Source organism: Aeromonas sp. ASNIH1 (genome assembly GCF_002934285.1).
Taxonomy (GTDB): Bacteria; Pseudomonadota; Gammaproteobacteria; order Enterobacterales; family Aeromonadaceae; genus Aeromonas; species Aeromonas caviae.
Genome location: NZ_CP026228.1, coordinates 4,682,621 through 4,702,660, shown reverse-complemented (window position 1 = coordinate 4,702,660; position 20,040 = coordinate 4,682,621). Strand labels below are relative to the sequence as shown.

Sequence of the window (20,040 nt, the reverse complement as noted above, 5' to 3'; positions counted from 1 at the left end):
GCACGCTGCCCGCTCGATGCACGCAAACCCCGCCAGCGATGGCGCAATGCTGTTCACTTAAGCGGAGCCGCATTGCGATTTACCGGAAAACGGGTCTTTGATATCTTCACCGCCCTGGGTCTCGATGGCCTGGGGCGTTTTTCTATGAACATGACGCCTATGCAGCCCCGCAACTCCGCCAACCTCCGTGGCGTATGGGCTGGCGATAACGCGCCCGCCATCACTGCCATCTGGTTCGCGATGAGCTGACAGGCAAACTTAAAGCTCACCTCATTGGGCGCTCGCTGATGGGCTACGGCGGCCTGGCTGGCCTCCCGCCTGACCAGATTGTATCCAAGCAGCAATCCCCACAGCTCCTGATAGACCAAGTCCACTTTCTTGCTTCTCAGCGTGATGGCGTTGTGCTGCATCGCGCTTTTGATATCCCGGTATCCCAGCTCGATTTCCCAGCGCTCGTGGTACAGGGTCGCCACCTGAGCTGCACTGAATCGCGCCACGGGCAGGGAGGTAAAGACCGTTTTCTCCTTGCCTGCCACCTCATAGGTCACTGCGCGAACTTGCCAGTGTGTCGGCAACGCCGGGTTTTTCTTGCGAGCCTGAGGCGAGACCGTCATTTGCAACAGACGGTCACCGTCGCCATAGCGCTCAAGTTCCGTGTATACCAGCCCCTTGCGTTCCGGGATGAGCCAGTGACGGTCGGTGTCTTCGGCCTGAATACGCAGCAACAGGTCGGCACCGAAGAAGCCTTTATCCAGCAGGGTCACTGACTTGTCCGGCAATGAGTGAATGAACTCGCTGGCCAGGGGGATTTCCCCTTTGCGGTACGGGCTGATGGCCGCGTTGGCAATGACATGCGAGCGGACATTCATGAGCGTGACCAACCGCAGCATCGGGTAGGGTGTCTGCCGGTTGGTTGAGGTGTTACCCGAGCCGAAATGTGCTCTGAGTTCAGGCATATCCTGGGTTCGGAACAGGGCCCCATCGATGGCAAAGACCTGTAAACCGTGCCAATGGTCTTCAGGATAACGTTCCCGCCCCCACACATCGGCGCACTGTTTGAACAGCCACTCGAGCGGCTGTTTGCCGAGTCGCTGACGGGCCTGAGACAGGGCACTGTCCGCGAGCAAGGCATCATTGGCCAACCCTTCTGCACAGATGTTGAGGCGCCGAGCGACCTCGGAGATGGGCTCATTGCGGAAAAAGGCCATCCCCACGACGAGCCACAAGACCATATCAGAAGGTAAGCGGCGTCGGCGGATAGTGGCCTTTTCAGACAAGGCGGCAGCGGCAGTAATCCATTCGTCGGGAATATGGTCGGCAAAAATGGCCAGCCGAGCCAGCATGTCGCCAGATGCCTCAACAACATCGTTCAGATCGTTTGCAATAGACATAAAAAAATCCGGAACCAGTGATTGGTTCCGGATTGTCCTACAGCAGAAGGATCGGTCAATGGATCCTTAACTGATCAGCATTGCCAGCGATGGCGGGGTTTTTTATTTCACCATGACTCCAGCACCGAAATTCGCTGGACTACGCTACAGCCCGATACAGCAGGTTTATCAATGACTTAAGCGAGTTCAACATATGCCGGTGCTTTCCGAAACCTGACCTGACTTCCGACCGCCTGACTCCTATCCGGCCCTTGGAATCCAGGTCTTTCCAAGGAGTCATCATGGCTAAGATCAAACTCACTAAGTCCGCTGTCGATGCGGCGCAACCCCAGGCAGAGGCCGTCGAACTCCGGGACACGCTGGTCCCCGGCTTCCTGTGCAAGATTACCCCGGCGGGTCGCAAGGTGTTCATGCTCCAGTACCGGACGAACGCTGGCGAGCGCCGCAAGCCCTCGCTAGGACTGTACGGGGAGCTGACCGTCGAACAGGCGCGGTCGCTGGCGCAGGAATGGCTGGCCCAAGTCCGCCGAGGCGGAGATCCCGCCGCAGAGAAGGCGGAGGCGCGCCAGGCACCTACGGTCAAGGAGCTATGCACGAAGTTCATGGAGGACTACTCCAAGAAGCGCAACAAGCTCAGCACCCAAGCCGGCTATCAGGCTGTCATCAATCGCAACATTATTCCGCTGCTGGGACGCAAGAAAGTTCAGGACGTGAAGCGTCCTGAAATCGCCGGACTGATGGAAAAGCTTTCGTACAAGCAGACCGAGGCGAACAAGGTATTCAGCGTCTTGCGCAAGATGTTCAACATGGCCGAGGTATGGGGCTATCGGCCCGACGGTACCAACCCTTGCCGTCACGTCCCGATGTTCCCTGCCGGCAAATCGACTCACCTCATCAGCGACGAAGAAATGGGCAACCTGTTCCGACAGCTCGACAAGATCGAGTCGGAGGGGCTGGAGAACTACGTCATCCCTTTGGGAATCCGCCTGCAGTTCGAGTTCGCCGGCCGCCGCTCGGAAATCATCGCGCTGGAATGGAACTGGGTTGACTTGCAGAACCGGCGCGTCGTCTGGCCTGACAGCAAGACAGGCGGCATGTCTAAGCCCATGAGCGAGGAAGCCTATCGGCTACTCTCGACGGCACCCCGGCAGGAGGGTAGCCGCTATGTGCTGCCTTCTCCTAGCCACGCTGGCAAGCATCTAACCACGGGCGAGTATTACGGTGGCTGGAGCCGTGCGCTCAAGGCGGCTGGCGCTACGCACGTGGGCACGCACGGCATCCGCCACCGTTCGGCGACCGACATTGCCAATTCGGGCATCCCGGTCAAGGTCGGCATGGCGCTAACGGCGCACAAGACCGTCGTCATGTTCATGCGCTACGTCCACACCGAGGATAAGCCGGTGCGAGAGGCGGCCGAACTGGTGGCGAATCGGCGTAAGACGATCACCGGGATGCAGGGAGCCAAGGAGGTGGCCGCATGACCCGGCGCAAGGCATCCGTCTCAGCGCCAGCAGCGCCGCCCGCGCTGCTGGGCGACATCCGGGCACTGATCGAAGCGTCGCGCCAGCGCGTCGCCTCGGCGGTCAATGCCGAGCTGACATTGCTGTTCTGGCGCATTGGCCAGCGCATCCATACGGAAGTGCTTGCCGGGCAGCGGGCCGGGTACGGCGACGAAATCCTGCCGACCCTGGCGGCGCAGCTTGTCCGCGACTACGGACGTAGCTTCGCGGACAAGAACCTGCGCCGGATGGTGCAGTTCGCCGCCACCTTCTCGGACGAGCCAATTGTCGTGACGCTGTCACGACAATTGAGCTGGTCGCATTTCGTGGCGCTGCTGCCGCTAAAAGACCCGCTCCAGCGGGACTACTACGTGCAAATGGCCAGCGCCGAACGCTGGAGCGTGCGGACGCTACGCGAGCGCATCGACTCGATGCTATACGAGCGCACGGCGCTGTCCAAGAAGCCGGACGAGACGATCACGCAAGAGCTGGCGGCGATGCGCGATGCGCAGCGCATGTCGCCGGCGCTGGTCATGCGCGACCCGTACATCCTCGACTTCCTGGGCCTGCGCGATACCTGGCAGGAAGGCGACCTGGAAGCCGCGATCATCCGCGAAATGGAGTCTTTTTTGCTGGAGTTGGGCGCGGGCTTCTCTTTCCTAGCCCGGCAGAAACGCATCCAGATCGACGACGAGGATTTCCACCTGGACCTGCTGTTCTATAACCGCAAGCTGCGGCGGCTGGTGGCGGTGGAGTTGAAGATCGGCGAGTTCAAGGCAGCATACAAGGGGCAGATGGAGCTTTATTTGCGTTGGCTCGACAAGCACGAACGCGAACCGGAGGAAGCCTCGCCGCTGGGCATCATTCTTTGTACCGGCAAGAAGTCAGAGCAGATCGAGTTGCTGGAGCTGGACAAGTCGGGCATCCACGTAGCCGAATACCTGACGACCCTGCCGCCGCGTGCGGTGCTGGGGGAGCGGTTGCAGCAGGCGACCGAACGGGCGCGGTTGCAGATCGAGCAGCGGCAGCCTGGCGAGAAGTCCTGACAGCAGCATCTGTCCAACCGTACACCCAAACCACAGCACGAGCATGTGGCAACGGATCTCTTGCTCTATCGAGGCTCCATGCTAGTGTGGAATCGCCATAGGCCGATAAGGAACTGGCCTGCGGCTCAAGGATGCGCTGGGGCTAGTGGGCGCGAGCGCCCAATCACATGATTATCGCGGGCAGCAGCGCCATGTTCTATGCCGATCGCTGTTTTAATTAAATATCTCAAACTATAAAGTCAGTTAATTTTTTCAAAATATTCACGAATCAAGTCATCATTTTTTAAATACGAATCGAGAACCTGAAACAGAAAAAGATCCCCGCTAATATTTATATCAAACGGGATCATTGAGTTATCTATTTTGAATGTCTTTATTTTTCTATGCCCCTTGATGTTGGCATTGCTCAATCTTTCTTGATAGCTATCCAACGTATATACGATAAATTCGTGATCCAAGTGAGTTATAAAAAAATCATCGCCTTTTGAACTGTATTCAAGATGGATGACTTGCGTTACGACGTCGTCGCCTGCCACCTCAAAGTCCTCCATCAATTCTTCAAAAGTCAAACTTAGCTTCTCTGCGTCATGGTGAATCCATAGATTGTTCTCATATTTATCGGTGGAGTAGAACTTTGACAATCTAGGAAGGGAAGATATTTTCAATCGCAACGGAGCGCCAAACTCCATCTCCTCCATTGCAGGGACATAATCGGAGACGTAATCAATCCTGAATGCTATTTCGGACAGCATTCCTTTTTCAATGAGTTCCTCGATAGAGGTAAGCAGCTTCCTCGGAACTTTTATCCAGAAGTGTCGCCCTATGCGTTCATCGCGTATTGTCTGACTATCCTTGTCGTTGAATATCTGAATATTCTCGTTCAGGCTGACAAGACTATATTTAGAGAACTGAGCATCTTCCTTTCTTATGTCAATTCCAATTTTCTCGTACTCACGTTCAACTACCTTGGAATATTTTAGCTCCAGCATCTCAGCCCTCCCCATGATTGATTGGTGCTTGGAATAAAAAATGCAGCCAATGCGATAATTTGCGTAATTTTCTTTTATGTACGAAACACCATCTTCGTCATGGATATGCTTGTAGGAATTGTTGAGAATTTCTAGCGATCCCGGATACTCGTTGAGATAATTATTTAAGTAGTCCATTAAATGCTGGATTGTCTTTATAGCCAATCGCTTGTCCACTAGATCAAGCTGTGGCCCATAAAACTTGGCTGCGTTTGGATGGTCGCGTTTGGCTTCAAATTCTTTCAGAATGGCCGCCTTTTCATTCATGCAGCCCTCCGTATAAGCACGCATTACGTCTGCCTGAAAGCTCTCATTTGCCAGAGAGGTTTGGATGAGGGGAAGCAATTTCTTGACAAAGATCGGGTCTTTATTAAGAAAGACGTAGCAAAATTTCCCAAAGCTGAATAACGCGATTTTTTCCGAAGAAAATTCATTGATTTCTTCAAAGATATTTTTCATATTTTTTACTCAACTCGCCGTAGTCCAAATAGTAAGCGACGGAACCTTGAGCGTCTCCACTTTGTGGATCGCGCTGCTCCACGTTCGCTATTCGCTCATCCCTGACGGGACTGGCATTCGCCAGCCCTCCACGGCCCGACACTGTGATCCGGGCCTGCGCGCTCCGCTTGCATGTTGAGCTGGCGACAGCAGGGCATGCAGAGCGAGCCGCGCGCAGATGATTCAGCCAAACGCTAAACAAAGCTGTAGGGCATCCCATAGAGAGCGCGGTTGCGCTACTCGTGATTTCTATGGAATTTGATCGTATCCAAAACTGCATGAGGCAAGCTTGCGAGTTACTTGATACTCTTCGCCAGAATACTGGCGAACTCGACCTCGTTCCGAAACAAGGTGCAGGTTCTTCCTTGCCCGCGAACCAATGACATACAGCAATTTCATCGCGCTTTCTTGACCGTTCGGATCATTGAAATGCGGCACCATATCTTCTAATAATGCATAAGCGATCACTGCATCGAACTCGGCTCCCTTGACGCCGTGTATCGTCGAGATGGTGATTCCAGTCCTATGCTGAAATACCTTCCTGAATGTCTCAATATCGCCTATAAATTCGCTACCTTCACTCTTCAATCGATTTACCCGGGCTTGCGAACTATCGAAGAAGGCAACGTGATGCTCTTGAAGCAGCGTGAAAAGGCGAAAGTCGATTGCTAAGTTTGCAAACAGACGCTCGAAAAATGCGCTCAAGTAGGTAAGACCATCTGTTTCATCGATCTTAATTGCATTGCACTCCCTCAACAAGGACCTCCGCGTGAGCTTCGACACGCTAGCCCCGGCCGCCTCTAGGTCATTCAGAATCTCCCCGGCCCACCGCAGTCTGCGCACATACATTCCCGGCGATGCCTGAGTAAGTGCAATCTTAGAAAGCCTGTACCAGAAATTCTCTGTGTCCCGTGCAAAGGGAACCATACCGGGGCCATCGAATGAGTACTCCGGCATGCTGGCGACCAAACGACGTGTCATGCTTGCAAGATGCGTCCACTGTGGCGCGAGAATGCACACCTCGTGAGGTGAGATGCCCATAGTCTCAATGTTGAAACGGATGAGCCGGATGAGCTCAGCGTCCAGATCATTTTTGCTCACTGTGTCGTCGAATGAAATAAGGCTTGGGTACGCCTTGTCCTCGGATGCGGCTTCGATGCGTGTGTTGTGAACGTTGTAGTTTCCGAAGTACTCAATGATGCGCTCAGAAGAACGGTAGTTCCGCGACAGTTCGAGTTCGTCCAAATCGATATTGGCCATCGCCTTGAAATCCTCGAAGGCAATCGGATATCCGCCAAGCGATTGATAAATCGCCTGGTTAGGATCTCCGACAATAAAGGCCTTGGTCGCACCTTGACCAGCTTTCAGAATGGCGGTGATGATCGAATACTGAATTCGTTTGGTGTCCTGATACTCGTCGATCAGCACGAAAGAGAACAACTGTGCCAGAAGAGTGCTGATCGCAGGATGACGTGCGATCAGTTGGTACGCATAGTAAAGAATGAGCTCAAAGTCTAGCTGCCGACTTTCGTGCAGAATCTCAAAATACTTGCCCAATATGACGTGAAGACCCGAATGCTTCCAATCTTGTGGGCAGGAGAGCACATATCCAGTTTCGGTGTAATAAAACTCACAATCCCAGAATGTTATTTTTGGCTTCTGGTAAGGCTTGCACAATGCCTCCAGGATTTTCTCGCGCTCATGCTGATCGATCACACGGAAGCCTCGATCCAACGCTTCGTGATAGATGCCGTACGGTTTCAATATCCATTCAAGACAGAACGAATGTATCGTTCCTATCCATAATCGGGATGTATCCACCCCAAGGCTCTCAATGCGCTCGTGGATTTCGTCGGCGGCACGGTGCGTATAAGTGATGGCAACGACAAACTGCTTGTTCGATTTCAGCCTGGACAACTCATAGGCGATTTTGTAGGTGAGCGTGCGCGTTTTCCCGCTGCCCGGGCAAGCGATGAGAAAGACGCTCCCTGGCTTCAGAATGGCTGCTTCCTGCTCGGGATTCAGATCATCTTTGTTCCACATGAACATGATCAGAACACCGCGAGTACATCGTTGATGCGATCATCTGGGAACGTGGCAAGCATCTCGTTTCGGATGCCGACGAAGTCGATGTCTCCATTTCGGAAGGCCAGCAGCTTGGCCCTAAAGTCGTCGAATACGGCAGACGCAGTGAAGATATCTTCTGCATCGATGTAGTTCACGCGGTAGCTCAGCACGTTAAACCAGACTTCCTTAGTGACCACCGGATGCGCAAAAGCGATGGCGTCCAAGATGTACTTCGGAATGGCGGTCTGCGGATCGATCTTCTTTCCCAGCAAGATGGCAAACCATCCCTTGCCGTAGTTGTCCGCCATGGTCAATGCGCGCTGACCGAACAACGCGATGTCCGCTGATTCGAGCTCCGCCTTGGCCGTCGCGATGGTTGGTGCATCCTTGTAGACATCAGGAAGGATGCCGACCACCTTACGCGCATTGCCGGCGGCAATGAAGTCGACCTCGAAGGTATGGGGGGCAAAGAATGGAGAAACCCACCCGTTATCTTTGAAGGTGTCTTCCAATAACGCTTTCCTGGCGACCCCTTTTTCCTGGGATGCCTGATACTTGCCCTTGCGCCGGAGCAGCCCTTCGGAGTCTCCCGCCGCCGGCGTTGTGTCAATGATGGACTTGTCAAGGTCGGTGACGATGCTGCACCGCTTCCGGATTCGGGCATCATCGAAAAGAACCGCGACGTTCTGAAATCCAGTGCTGCGGATATTAATTAAACTGATGCCGAGTTCATCAAGGCTGACGCCTAGCACGTTCTTGATCAGGATCGGAACGAGAATTTCTTCTGCATCGCCCTCCACTAAGAGGACGCTCTTGGCAAACAACAAGTTGCTACGGACAGCATCCAGGTAGCGTTGAATGTTGCCGATCTCTTCTGGGTTTAGGCCAATTGCAGGCTGGTATGCCTCGCAACGATCACCTTCTCTGCCGAGGATGTTCACGTTCTGAACATTGCTGACCTCAGAGATGTGCGTCGAATGGGTCGAATAAATGATCTGTGTGTCGTCGTATTTGAGCTTGTCGAACAGTGTTTTCTGGATATGTGTGTGAATGTGAGCTTCCGGCTCTTCGATAAGCAGAAAGTTGGCGATCGACTGTTTAGCCTTTTGATACTTGAATTCAAGCAGTTTCAACGTGAGGAATATCAGGTTTGCTCCACCAAGGCTCAGCTCGTGGATCGGTCCTTCGTGGCTCTCCCCCGATTCGCCAACGAACAGCTTGAGCGACTGGAACAACTTGTCAGCTTCGTCTGGCAGATCCGACTTGATAGAAAGAGAAGACGGCGAATACGCCTCACCCGCCGCATCCTTGATGGTGTCTCTGATATCCGTCCGGACGACCTGCACGTCTGGCAACGCTTCGATGGAGTCATTCAATGCCTTTACCCCGTCGGTGATAGCCTGGAACGCCACGGGGTCGATATCGCCGCTCTTGCCCTTCAGAAGCGAAAAGAGCGGATTTGTCCGGTTGTTGTGAAATTCGGAGACGACGTCCCGTAGCGCCTGGACGAAAGTGAACGAAATTTCTTTGGAGACGGACAGCACGTTCGGAATCTTCGCGCCGATAACACGAAATTCAACCTCTTCATTGAATCGAACATTCGCGAAGTCGCCGACCACATCCTTATAGAAGGCCTCGTCGTTGAAGTCGGCTTCACTCCGACCTGTGAAAATCGTTTCATAGTCGTCGATGGTGACCGGGTTCAGGATAGCGTCGAGGCCTGCCTGATCACCATCGTTCAATTGAGAAAGTCGCAGCCTGATTTCCTTCTTCGGACGAAAGATCAGGTTGTAAGTGGCCTTGCCGTTCGCCTCTTCCTCAATTACGCCCGTCCCATGTCGGAAGAGCGCCTGCACTGATTCATCCGCAGAGATTTCCTCAAACTCAAGACTGATGATGATCCAATGTCCCTGCCAGCGCCCTAGGCCGCGATGAAAGTCGGTATGCTCCAGCCGGTAGGCAGAGCGAATCATGTTGTCATCAAGCAGCAATCTGATTGCGCGAAAGAGATTGGTTTTGCCAGATCCATTTTCGCCGATGACAGTGTTGATACCCTTCTGGAACAGCAGCTTCGTGTTGGGAAAGTTCCGGTAGTTGACCAGGCTGAGCTTGGATATATGCATTTGATTCAATCTTGTTGTTGAAATCCACATGCCGATCGGCCGATGGATTGGTTGAACACTGCAGCCATTGATCCCAACTACGGAATGGCCAACTGTCAGTTGGTTTTAGAACGGCACCGTGTCTAAGGTAGGAATCGGTTGGAGCGCATTTTTAATCTCGGTTAGCCTTGCAAGTAGTTCATCGAAAGTCACGATCACGATCTCTGCGAACGCATTTCGAACGAGCTCGAATGACTTTCTTTGCTGATGCTCTTGTGGCGTCATGCCAGCGACAACTATGCAGCGAACCGCATAGCTGTGGAGGTCGTATCGGTTCATGTTATTTTTTATGACGGGTAGTTCACTCTGCAATTTGAAACGCTGATCTAGAATTTGAGCAATCGCTCCACCCAATTCTGTCGATGGGCCAAAAACATCATCTCCACGATAGGGAGATTTTCCTAGCAGTTCGGTTTGCGGCTTTTTTATCTCAATGAGGCCAAGATTGCCCGTGGAAGCGGATGCGTATAGAAAATCTGAAAATTTTCCGCCGGACCCGTTAAGTCGCTTGCCACCTGCATAAGCTTGCCCCTGAACCAGCATGGCTGGAACGGCAAATGCAAGACTAAGTATGAAAGGATTTTCCAGAAAGAAGCTTTGCCACTTGCTTTCCGTCAGTCCTTTTCCAAGCATTTCCTGGTATCGCTCAATCAGTTGATTCAGTGTGATGAGCTCAATATCATTCTTTAATGCCAGCAGCGAGCGCGGCTCAGATTCCGCCAGTGCTTCTATATTGTCTTGAACCATGCGAACAGCGGCGCGCCGATCACGCTTGGAAAGCGTCACATGCTGCCGCCCACCATCGGTCATTTCCGTTAGTGCATCAGGTCTTACGCTCTTCTTTAGAGCGGGAAATTGTGCTGAATCGGCAGCATGTAATAAGGTCTGGTAGACATGAAATTGCTTGTCCTTGCGCGCGTCTCTCTGGTGGCGAGAGGCTATGCGATTTAATTCTTTTCTTAATTCATGAAATCTTCTTATTCCGAGAATAAAGAATGGCGAATCAATTTTCGCGTCATTTCCTTTGTGGACAATGAGTATGCTTACGTTTTCTAAGCTGGCGGCTGTTTCGCAAATTTGCCGATATTCCCACAGAAGCCCCAAACCGAATCGAAAATCTTTGGCAAACCCATCCGGCAACTGCTCAAGAAGCCCAACGACATCGTCAGTAGTCTCTGGCAGTATGTAGGGCTCGATAACAGGCCGAGCGACGACGATGCGTTCAAGGGTGCCGTATTTAGGTTGCAGGTAATCGTCGCGATCTTCTCGAATATTAAGAGGCCAAATGGTCAATCTGTCTGGACACACATTGAGCAGTCTCGCTATTGGCGAATCCGGCTTGCGCTCCGCTGCGGGAATATCAGTGAAGAAAACGTTAATGCCTTCCTCTTCCGGTTCGGCTGCTTCAATGACAAGGAAGGGGCCGCCGTCCAAACGCTCACGTTGATTGAATGCTGAAGGTCTGATAGATGCCATGAACTATTCTTGATCCCTACTGTTCAGAGAAACGATTTGCGGGCCTTGCCTCAGCGCAACCTTATGGTGCCTTCCGATCAGAATCGGACGACACACGATTGATGTCAAAGGGGAGTGCCTTATCTGCCGCGATTCGGGTCAGCAGCATCCGAATCGCATCCGAAATTGATAACCCCATTTCAGCCAGAACAACAGTTGCGGCTTCTTTAATCTGCCCGTCAATCCGGGCACGAACGACGTCGTTACTTGCCATTGTTGCGCTCACAATAGATGTAGCTACATTGTGGCTCATAAGTACTATTGCGTCACTTACATTTTGTTGTGAACAGTAGAGCATCCCGGCGTGCCGCCGTCGGGCTCGCGGGCGTTGCCCCGCGCCTCGTGCCGAGTCGCGGCCATGCGGCTTTGATCCCTGATGCCTCCGGCCGTCTCTTCGCTCCTGGCCTGCGCGCGGCGCTTGCCCTCCAGGGGATCGGCTGGACAGCCCATCCCCGCCGCGCCTTGCTTGGCGCCCCTCGCATGCACCGAACAGGTTGCACCTGATCGACCAACAGCCATCCAGCTAGGCGTGCCGCTGGCACGCAGGGGCGCTCGCCGCGCGGCGTTGGTTTCAGCGCACCCCCTGGCCCATTGGCCGCTGTTCGTCTTTCCCCAAGTTCATCGCTTTTTCCCGCGACCGTAGCCCGCGGTGCCTGGCCGTCAAGGCGCGCAGGGCCGAGTCCTCGCTGCGCTGCGGGCCGCACCAACCCTGCGCTTCTCCCTTGACGGCCAGTCCCTCGCTGGCCCGGTTTTTCGCGGGCGATGAACTCAGGAAAGACGGCGGCAAACAGGACCGGCCCAGGTCTCTGCGCCGAACCAACCGAAGCCACAACGGGCTCCGAATCTTGGAATCCGGTCAGCTTTGAAACCACAGCAACTCATTGGAGAAAACCATGCAACTCGCATCTCGATTCGCTTCCCATTCCCCGACGCTGCGCAGTGACTACCCGCTGTCCGACGACCAAATCCGCCGCGTAGCCCCGTCCATCTTCGCGGAGGCCCCGCACGATAGCCGCTCCGAACGGTACGCCTACATTCCCACCGCCGCCGTGCTGGCGGAACTGCGCAAGGAAGGGTTTGAACCCTTCATGGCAGCGCAAACCCGCGTGCGGCACGACGACCGCCGCGACTACACCAAACACATGATTCGCCTGCGCCATGCCAGTCAGATCAACGGCGCGGAAGCCAATGAAATCGTGCTGCTGAACTCGCACGACGGCACCAGCAGCTATCAGATGCTGGCCGGAATGTTCCGGTTCGTTTGCAGCAATGGCCTTGTGTGCGGCGATACCGTGGCCGATGTGCGCGTGCCGCACAAGGGCGACGTGGCCGGTTCTGTCATCGAAGGCGCTTTCGAGGTGTTGAGCGGCTTCGAACGCGTGAAGGAATCCCGCGACCTGATGCGCGCTATCACGCTGGACGAAGGCGAAGCCGAAGTGTTCGCCCGTTCCGCGCTGGCCCTCAAGTACGACCCCACCGATAACAAGCCCGCGCCCATCACGGAAAGCCAAATCCTGATGCCGCGCCGGTTCGACGACCGCCGCCCGGACTTGTGGAGCGTGTTCAACCGCACCCAAGAAAACCTGACCAAAGGCGGATTGCATGGCCGCAGCGCCAACGGACGCCGCCAGCAGACCCGCCCCGTGCAGGGCATTGATTCCGATGTGCGCCTCAATCGCGCCCTCTGGATGTTGGCCGATGGCCTGCGCCAGTTGAAGGCCTGATTCCCCACGCGGCAGGGGCAGGCAGCAGCCCTTGCCGCTTTCTTCGCTGCTGCATCCCTGAACCGATAGGAGTTATCACCATGAACGCCATTACCCAAACCGAAGCCCGCGCCCTCAACACCGCCGCCGCTATCCCGCTGGAAGCCGCCGACCCGACCAAGAACCTGATTTTGGTTCCGCTGTCGCGGCTGGTGTCGCGTCCTGCTGGCCGCAACGTGCGCAAGACCCCGCGCATGTCCATTCCCGAACTCGCCGCGAGCATTCAGCGTGTCGGCCTGCTGCAAAACCTCATCGTCATTGCCGCCGCCGATGGCGAGCATTACGAAGTCGTGGCCGGTGGCCGCAGGCTGGCCGCGTTGAAGCTGCTGGCGAAGAAGCGCCGCATCAGCAAGGAATGGGAAGTGCCTTGCCTGTTGGTGGCCGATGGCACCGCCCGCACGGCCAGCCTCACCGAGAACGTGCAGCGCGAAGCCATGCACCCCGCCGACCAGTTCGAGGCATTCGCCGCGCTGGTGGCCGAAGGCCGACCCATCGAGGACATAGCCGCCGATTTCAGCGTCACGCCGCTGGTGGTGCAGCGCCGCTTGAAGCTGGCGAACGTCTCGCCCCGGCTGCTGGCCGACTACCGCGCCGAAGCCGTGACGCTCGATCAGTTGATGGCCCTTGCCATCACCGACGACCACGCCGCGCAGGAAACCGCGTTCTACGACGCGCCGACGTGGCAGCGCAACCCTTCCCAATTGCGCGACCGCCTCACCGAGCGCGAGATTGACGCATACCGGCATCCGCTGGTGCGTTTCGTGGGGCTGGATACCTACGGAGCCGCAGGCGGTGGTGTGCGCCGTGACCTGTTCGCGGAAGGTGACGCGGGCGTGTATCTGACCGATGCCGCGCTGCTGGAACGGCTGGCGCAAGACAAGCTGGCAGGTATCGCCGCCGAGGTGAAGGACGAAGGCTGGGCGTGGGTGGATGCCACCCCCGCCGTGACCCATGCCGACCTGCACGCCTTCCAGCGTGCGCCGAGGGAGCGCCGCGAACCGAACAAGCGCGAAGCGCAGCGCATCGAGAAGCTGCAAACCAAGATGCACGAACTGGCCGCCGCCGTGGATGACGCGCTTGATACCGAGGACGAGGAAAAGGCCGATGCCTTGCAGGAAGAAGGCGAAGCCGTGGGCGAGCAGTTGCAGGCGCTGGAAGATGGCTTGCAGGACTACGGCACGACCGTGAAGGCCGCAGCCGGTGCCATCGTCACCATCGACCGCAACGGGCAGGCAGTGATTCATCGCGGGTTGATGCGCGAGGCCGAGGCCAAGGCGCTGCGCACACTGGAACGCCTGCGCCAAGGTTTCGGCAGCGAAAGCGAAGCCGGGAACGACGACGAAGGCGAGGACGACGAGCAGCCCAAGACCGCCGCCATGTCCGACAAGCTGGCGCAGCGGTTGAGCGCCCACCGCACCGCCGCGCTGCAAATCGAAGTCGCCCGGCATCCGCAAGTGGCGCTGGCCGCGCTGGTGCATGGCATGGTGCAGACCGTCTTGCAGGGCAGCCACTACGGCCACGACTTGCCGCTGGGCGTGAGCCTGAAAGCGCAAGACCGGCTGGAAGGCATCGCCCCGGATATACCGGATTCGCCCGCCGCCGTGGCGCTGCGCGAGTTGCAGCAGGTAGCAGGCGAAGGCTTGCCGGAGGACAGCGCCGAACTGTTCGCCGTGCTGCTAGCGAAGTCGCAAGATGAACTGGTGCGGCTGCTGGCGATATCCGTGGCCGTCACGGTGGACGTGGTGACACCCCGCGCCACGCCGCAGCAACCGGGCGCGGAACTGGCGCAGGCTGTCGGCTTGGACATGGCCGCATGGTGGAAGCCCACCAATGAGGGTTATTTCCGGCATGTGCCGAAGGCCGCGATTCTGGAAGCCGTGGAGCAGTACGCCCCGGCGCACGTCACCCGGCTGGCGAAGTTGAAGAAGGCCGACATTGCCAGCGAAGCCGAGCGGCTGGCCGATGGCACCGGCTGGATGCCTGCCATCTTCAAGGCCGAAGGCACCGACGACACCACGGCGCAGGATGCGCCGCAGGCGGTGACGAACGACGAGCCGGAAGCCATCGACAACGACGACGAGCAGCAGGCCCACGCACTCGCCGCCTGACCTTCACCACCACCGAGCGCCCCGGTTTCGGCCGGGGCGCTTCGCTGTTCCATCAGCATCGGCCCCAGGCCGTTCCGCCCTGGTGCCGATGGTCAAAAATCCGGGCGCGGCGGTGGCCGCGCCCGGTTTCCAAGCCCAAAGCCAGAACGCCCCTTCGCCGCCTTCGGGCGGACGGCGAAGGGGCGGCGCACAAGTGACCTTGTGCGCGGGAAACCCTCGAAGCCCATAAGTGCGTCGGCGCACAGCGCCGACGACATTCCGAACGCGCCCCACCGCAATGGACGGGCGTGTGGGGCTACGCCCCGGCTTGCTGCCGCAGGTTGCACGAAAGCGTGCCGTCCTCGACGCTGGCGGTTCGTCGCCTGTACGTCACGAAGGACGGTTCACCGACACGCCGCCCGGCCTTGCAATGGAGCTTCCACGCCACGCCTCACGCAAAGGGCCGCAAGCAGCGGTAGGAACGCTTTCACCTTGTCGCTGGGCATTGTCCTTGCCCGTGTCAGGGCGCAGGCCGGTGAAGCCGTCGCGCGGGGATGCCGAGTCGGCCATGCCTCCATTCGGGAGCGGGCGGCCAGTACGTCCTTGTGTTGTTGTGAATCCTGGCGGTGGCTGGGCTTCATGGCCGCAACCTTCCAGCGAAAACAATTCCCCCTGCGCTGCGCGCATTCCTCGCGGGACAAATTCTTTTCGCTTCCAGGTTCTCCACGGTGTTGCGACCGCTGCGCGGTGCGGCCAGCCCATCCCCCGCCGGACGGATCACAACAAGGACGCACTGGCGCGACCTTGTTCAACCCGAAAGGAGAAATCATCATGGCTAACATCGGCACCTTCACCGCAGAGAAAGACGGCTTCACCGGCCAGCTCCGCACCCTGACCCTCAACTTCAAGGTCAAGCTGGTTCCCAACGACAAGGGCGAGAACGAAAGCGCCCCGGACTTCCGCCTGCAAGCGGCCGGCCACGACTTCGGCGCGGCGTGGAAGAAAACCAGCGAGGCCGGGCGGGTTACCTGTCGGTGGCCATCGACGATCCTTCATTCCCGGCGACGGTCTATGCCCGCCTGATCGAAGGCGAGAATGACACGCACGACCTCATCTGGTCGCGCAGCAAGCCCAAGGCGGCCTGACGGCCGCCCACCGCGCCCCGCCCATTGCGGCGGGGCGCGGTGCTGCTGATCGCAGCATCGCACGCACAGGGTTTCGGCAGTTGCCCCATGTCCCGCATGTCCAAGGCCAGCATTGCATTGGTGATGGTCGAATGGCTCGAAGCCCGTGGCAGTAGGAACAGCATGGCGTGTCGGCGCATTGCGCCGCCGGGCTTTCGGGCTGCGCCCCATGCCGCCAATGGCGTCATGTCCATTCGGCTTCAATCCCTCACGCCTTCGCGCCTGGCGGCGCTGCGCGCTCCGCTTGCGGGCATTCAGACGCGCTAGGGCGCGTCGCGCTCTTTCAGCACGGCCTCGAACTCCTGGCGCACCCGCGCCAGCAGTTCGTCGGCCTTGTGCGTGTCGTCGCCGGCGTAGGCCAGCGTCAACAGCGTCAGCGGATGCACTTCCATGACCTCGCACAGCTCGGTCAGCTTGTGCAGGGTCGGACTTTTCAAGTCGCGCTCCAGCGTACTCATATAGGTGCGGCTGGACACGTCGGAGAACGCTTCCTGGCTCAAGCCTCGCGCCTTCCTGACTGTCCGTATTGCCGTTGCCAATGAGTGTTTCGCTGTCACTAACTTGGTTTCCCCATAAAAACCAAGATGACAGCCCATTGCGCCCTATAGGGCTACAATCTATAGTGTTCATTCATGGCTGAAAGGCCCGCTTTCGTGCTTTTACGGAAATCCGCAGATGCGGATTCCGACAGAACCGGGGAATCGCATCCGTGTCTTTCCGGCTTCCGACAATTCCGCTTCGGCGCTTCTGTTCTTCTACGGATGCGATGGCTTGCACATCGGTGCTTCCACACGAATGCACGGATGCGTTTCGGCAGTTCTGCGCTTCGGCACCAAAGCGCATTCGCGCATCGTCGGTTTCGTGGAGAAGCTGCCCATGACCCTGCCGCTTGTCACCGCTGATGAACGCGCCCGGCTGCTGGCCCACGGCGCGGCGCTCGCCGCTGGTCAGCGGCTCGACCCGCTGCCCGTGGTGCGCTTGTTCACCCCGGACGCGCATGTGACCTGGCTGCTGGTGTCGCTCGACCCGGCGGATGGCGACACGGCCTACGGCCTGATCGACCTCGGTATCGGTATGCCTGAGCTCGGGATGGTCAAGCTGTCCGACCTGGCGGGCATCGTCGGGCCGCGCAAGCTGCCGGTGCGGCGGGATCGGTATTTCCAGGCGGTGCGCCCGTTATCGGAGTACGTCCGGCTGGCGCAGGAGAACGGCGCGATCACGGACTGATGAAAACCAGCGCGGCCTAGCCAGCCGGGGCGCATCGTGACTATTTCAATCTTGATCAAGACCGTGCAGGTCTGAATCCGCATTCTTGCACCGAAGTGGTGCGATCCTGTTGAAAACAGTCCTGATCTTGGGCGCGGGCTGCGGCACGGTGTTCGGTGCTGCGCGTCATTTTCCTGAAGGCGTAGCCGTCGCATTCAGACGATTTCCGCAACACGCAGAGCCAAATGGTCTTGACACCGACAGTTACAGCCTAACCAATTTTGATGACGACCTGATGGCATTTCGATAGTTCCCGCATCGCGGAAATCGTGGCGACGCATCCCAAACAGAGGGAGGTTTCGCCATGACTGATCGCAGCGCCGAACACTGGTATCCGACAGCGGCCTATCTCTACGTTCTGCACCTTGACGGCCCTGCGCTGGCGTGGGAATACCTGCGCCGAAATCCCGACTACCGCCGCGACTGGCTGCGCCGCCGCCGCCGGCCGGACACGGCGCAGGCGTGGGGCCTGCGCCTGCTGGAAGACCCAGCCCTGGATGCGCGCGACGCGCATCCGGCCTGGTTTCCCGATCACGATGCCGTCGTGCAGGTTTACCCGGACGATGACCCGCCACCCGAAGCCCATGCCTTCGAGTTCTGGCGCGTCCCTGGCCGCAAGCAACTGATCCACGACGGCAAGCGCCTGGTGCTGGTGTCGCATTGGCCCGGCTGCTGCCTGCGGCTCGCGCTCGCGCCGGGCCTGGAAGACGGCATGGCCTACCTCTACGCCACCCGCGCCTGCGCCACGCCCTGCGCGCGCTATCGCACGCTCGCGTCCGAGCTGGACGCATTGGCCGTGGCCACGGTTGCCACGCCTGCGGCGGCGGCCCGTTCCAGGCCCACGACGGCCGCGGTGCTGGAACTGCACACCTTGCAGACGCTCGACGCGACCCTGGCGGGCGCGTCATTGCGCGAAGTGGCCGAAGGGCTGTTCGGCGCCGATGCCGTCGCCGCCGACTGGCACAAGGACAGCGCCTTACGTGCCCGCGTGCGGCGGCTGGTACGTCGTGGCGATGCGCTGATGCGTGGCGGCTATCGCCGCCTGGCACAGCTTCCGCCGCCGTTGCAGTAGGGGGGGACGTTTCGCGTCCCCCGTAGATCGTCCCTTAGCAAGCAGCCTCGCTTTCTTGAAAGTGCCTCTAACCGGCCGCGTGGTGTGGCCGGGCTTGATGGAGGTACATCCCATGCGACCCGCTCCCTTGCGGCCTGCCGCCGCTGCTGTCGCTGCGCCTGCGCAGCCCCAACGCTACCTGACCAACGACGAAGCCGCCGAGTACCTGCGCCTGTCGCCACGCACGCTGGAGAAACAGCGCGTGATCGGCGGCGGCCCGAAGTTCCGCAAGTTCGGCCGCCGCGTCATGTACGCGGTGTCCGACCTCGATGCCTGGGCCGACCAGCGCAGCTACGAGGCGACTTCCGACCCGGAATATGCCGAACGCCACGCGGGCGATTACCGTGATGGCCGCTGATCGCTGGCGCGTGGGTGGCCGTCGCCATGTCCAGCCCGCCAGGGCAAGCCTTGCAGCGCGAACAGCTCGACCTGTTCCGCGCGCTGCCGGGCGACATGGCACCCCGCGACAGCCAGGACTTGATGGCCTTTCCGTTCTTCTCGCTGGCGAAGTCGCGGCGTACCGCGCCGATCGACTTCCGCGCCGGCGGCATCACCATCCGCGTGGAGGGTACGCAGGAGCACGGCATCGCAACGATATGGGATGCCGACCTGCTGATTTGGGCCGCCTCGCAGATCGTGGAGGCGCGCGACGCGGGCTTGCGCCCGTCGCGCTGGATACGCGCCACTCCCTACGAGATCCTGCGCTTCATCGGGCGCGGCACGTCTCTCAACGACTACCTGCGCCTGAAAGCCGCGCTCGACCGGCTGCAATCGACCACGGTGGCCACGTCCATCCGCGAAACCACGGGAAGGCGATTGCATCGCTTCTCGTGGATCAACGAGTGGAAGGAACTGGCCGATGCCAGCGGCGTGCCGCTGGGCATCGAACTGATCCTGCCGGACTGGTTCTATGCGGGCGTGCTCGATGCCGCCTTGGTGCTGACCATCGACCCAGCCTATTTCCGCTTGAAGGGCGGGATCGAGCGCTGGCTGTACCGCCTGGTGCGCAAGCACGGCGGCAAGCAGCCGGGCGGCTGGCAATTCGACTTCCGGCACCTGCACCGCAAGTCGGGCAGCGCTGCGCGCTTCTCCGACTTCGCTTACGACCTGCGCGTCCTGGTGGCGCGGCAGTCGCTGCCCGGCTACGTCCTGGGCATCGAGCGAATGCCGGACGACGGACAAGAACTGCTGACCTTCCGGCCCGTGCTGCACACGGCACGGGGATAACTCGTGGAAAAGGTGTGGACGGCCTCGTGCTATCAGGAGTACCGGGTATCGTGCTATCGGGAGTACGCCTATCGTGCTATCAGGAGTACGAAAACGCCGGAAAGCCAATAACGGCGCGGGTTTGCGGCCCCTCTAACTTCCCTAACAAGAAATACATAACTTTTAGTAGAAGCGCGCCGTTTCGGTGGACAACCGA

General features: G+C 58.2%; 15 protein-coding genes and 1 pseudogene. 9 read left to right on the top strand and 7 right to left on the bottom strand.

The genetic code is table 11. From position 1 onward, the window contains the following. Positions 1–53: 53 nt before the first annotated feature. Positions 54–1,391 carry an IS4-like element ISAeme15 family transposase gene (locus C2U37_RS22630; RefSeq protein WP_104452794.1) on the bottom strand — a complete coding sequence of 446 codons (1,338 nt, stop codon included), beginning with the start codon at positions 1,389–1,391 and terminating at the stop codon, positions 54–56. A gap of 281 nt (positions 1,392–1,672) precedes the next feature. Between C2U37_RS22630 and C2U37_RS22625 the strand changes: the two genes are divergently transcribed. Further along, positions 1,673–2,872 (top strand): tyrosine-type recombinase/integrase, encoded by a 1,200-nt coding sequence (locus C2U37_RS22625; RefSeq protein ID WP_004883034.1) that lies wholly within the window; start codon positions 1,673–1,675, stop codon positions 2,870–2,872. Continuing rightward, complete coding sequence (locus C2U37_RS22620) at positions 2,869–3,936, top strand: PDDEXK nuclease domain-containing protein (RefSeq protein ID WP_004883035.1); 1,068 nt, start codon at positions 2,869–2,871, stop codon at positions 3,934–3,936. Before C2U37_RS22625 ends, C2U37_RS22620 begins: the two co-directional genes overlap by 4 nt. Before the next feature lie 239 nt (positions 3,937–4,175). Here C2U37_RS22620 and C2U37_RS22615 read toward each other — a convergent pair whose 3' ends face one another. The 5 genes from C2U37_RS22615 to C2U37_RS22595 all read right to left on the bottom strand — a co-directional run bounded on the left by C2U37_RS22615 (position 4,176) and on the right by C2U37_RS22595 (position 11,420). Beyond that, entirely contained in the window at positions 4,176–5,423 is a 1,248-nt protein-coding gene (locus C2U37_RS22615) for a hypothetical protein (protein ID WP_004883036.1), read from the bottom strand. Positions 5,424–5,711: 288 nt separating this feature from the next. After that, positions 5,712–7,511, bottom strand: coding sequence for a UvrD-helicase domain-containing protein (locus C2U37_RS22610; RefSeq protein ID WP_004883039.1), 1,800 nt, complete (start codon positions 7,509–7,511; stop codon positions 5,712–5,714). Positions 7,512–7,513: 2 nt separating this feature from the next. Further along, positions 7,514–9,652, bottom strand: coding sequence for an AAA family ATPase (locus C2U37_RS22605; RefSeq protein WP_004883041.1), 2,139 nt, complete (start codon positions 9,650–9,652; stop codon positions 7,514–7,516). Between the two features lie 105 nt (positions 9,653–9,757). After that, entirely contained in the window at positions 9,758–11,167 is a 1,410-nt protein-coding gene (locus C2U37_RS22600; protein WP_004883043.1) for a Shedu immune nuclease family protein, read from the bottom strand. Between the two features lie 61 nt (positions 11,168–11,228). Further along, positions 11,229–11,420, bottom strand: a complete 192-nt coding sequence (locus C2U37_RS22595; RefSeq protein WP_004883046.1) for a type II toxin-antitoxin system RelB/DinJ family antitoxin — start codon at positions 11,418–11,420, stop codon at positions 11,229–11,231. A 679-nt stretch (positions 11,421–12,099) separates the two neighbouring features. On the opposite strand from C2U37_RS22595, the gene C2U37_RS22585 reads away from it, so the two are divergent. From C2U37_RS22585 to C2U37_RS25410, 3 genes and pseudogenes are all read left to right on the top strand, one after another. Then, positions 12,100–12,930 carry a DUF932 domain-containing protein gene (locus tag C2U37_RS22585; RefSeq protein WP_004883049.1) on the top strand — a complete coding sequence of 277 codons (831 nt, stop codon included), beginning with the start codon at positions 12,100–12,102 and terminating at the stop codon, positions 12,928–12,930. Positions 12,931–13,010: 80 nt separating this feature from the next. Beyond that, the gene (locus tag C2U37_RS22580) at positions 13,011–15,077 is read left to right on the top strand and encodes a ParB/RepB/Spo0J family partition protein (RefSeq protein WP_004883050.1); all 2,067 of its coding nucleotides are present in this window, start codon (positions 13,011–13,013) and stop codon (positions 15,075–15,077) included. A 618-nt stretch (positions 15,078–15,695) separates the two neighbouring features. Further along, a pseudogene (locus tag C2U37_RS25410) lies at positions 15,696–16,201 on the top strand (DUF736 domain-containing protein). 302 nt (positions 16,202–16,503) lie between these two features. On the opposite strand, the gene C2U37_RS22555 reads toward C2U37_RS25410, so the two are convergent. Next, positions 16,504–16,740: an XRE family transcriptional regulator gene (locus C2U37_RS22555; RefSeq protein WP_028699140.1), complete on the bottom strand. Its 237-nt coding sequence runs from the start codon at positions 16,738–16,740 to the stop codon at positions 16,504–16,506. Between the two features lie 175 nt (positions 16,741–16,915). On the opposite strand from C2U37_RS22555, the gene C2U37_RS25405 reads away from it, so the two are divergent. The 4 genes from C2U37_RS25405 (at position 16,916) to C2U37_RS22535 (ending at position 19,844) form a co-directional block, all read left to right on the top strand. Beyond that, positions 16,916–17,467 carry a DUF2958 domain-containing protein gene (locus tag C2U37_RS25405; protein WP_004883053.1) on the top strand — a complete coding sequence of 184 codons (552 nt, stop codon included), beginning with the start codon at positions 16,916–16,918 and terminating at the stop codon, positions 17,465–17,467. A gap of 343 nt (positions 17,468–17,810) precedes the next feature. Beyond that, entirely contained in the window at positions 17,811–18,578 is a 768-nt protein-coding gene (locus C2U37_RS22545; RefSeq protein WP_004883055.1) for a DUF2285 domain-containing protein, read from the top strand. A 112-nt stretch (positions 18,579–18,690) separates the two neighbouring features. After that, positions 18,691–18,975: a helix-turn-helix transcriptional regulator gene (locus tag C2U37_RS22540; protein WP_004883058.1), complete on the top strand. Its 285-nt coding sequence runs from the start codon at positions 18,691–18,693 to the stop codon at positions 18,973–18,975. Positions 18,976–19,025: 50 nt separating this feature from the next. Beyond that, on the top strand, positions 19,026–19,844 hold the full coding sequence (locus tag C2U37_RS22535; RefSeq protein ID WP_425267602.1) for a replication initiator protein A: 819 nt from the start codon (positions 19,026–19,028) through the stop codon (positions 19,842–19,844). Positions 19,845–20,040 lie beyond the last annotated feature (196 nt).